General features: G+C 42.7%; 1 pseudogene. It reads right to left on the bottom strand.

Annotated elements, in window-relative coordinates:
- Positions 1 to 247: pseudogene (locus FHC49_RS11415) on the bottom strand (diguanylate phosphodiesterase); the annotation flags it as partial.
- Between the last annotated feature and the right edge of the window lie 376 nt (positions 248 to 623).

Here is a 623-nt window from a genome sequence, read left to right as displayed (position 1 = left end):
CATTCGGCAGCGTATCGCCCAGTCCGTTAATGATCATCTGGTGCGGCACATTAATAAAAGAACTGTGATTGTTGGCTATACGGGGAACAGGGATGCATAAAAACTGGTCAGAAATAATTCTGGACGTGGCGTATTCTGGTGAAACATCGGGAAAGGCATTGTTCATTCCGTCCCTGAAAAGCAGCTCATAAGCGACGGTCTGCATTTTTGTGTCAAAAATAGGCTGGCGTGCGATAAATGAATACATATTCCCGGTCCCCAGGTCAGCGTTATAATTTTTAGAAATGTAACCTTTCCATGCTTATAACACGCACTACGGGCAATAAATTTGATCCGGAGCAAAACTCAAATCATAAAAGAATCGGGATGATGCGACATCACCATTCCCGGCCAACAGAATTGTTCACTGATTTATTCCTTCCCTGCAATTTAATTTTCGGGGTAAATTTCAGGTAATGACTCCAACTTATTGATAGTGTTTTATGTTCAGATAATACCCGATGACTTTGTTGACCTGCCCCCACGATTAGATACAACACTCAGTTAGTAACGTCGGAATCTTCATTCTCAGAATGACCCTTTCTCCAGCCCGCTGCAAATTCAGACGGTGTCTGATAATTCAG

Origin of the sequence: Kluyvera sp. EC_51 (assembly GCF_019584505.1) — a bacterium.
Lineage (GTDB): Bacteria > Pseudomonadota > Gammaproteobacteria > Enterobacterales > Enterobacteriaceae > Kluyvera > Kluyvera sichuanensis.
This window is presented reverse-complemented; position numbering and strand designations above follow the sequence as displayed.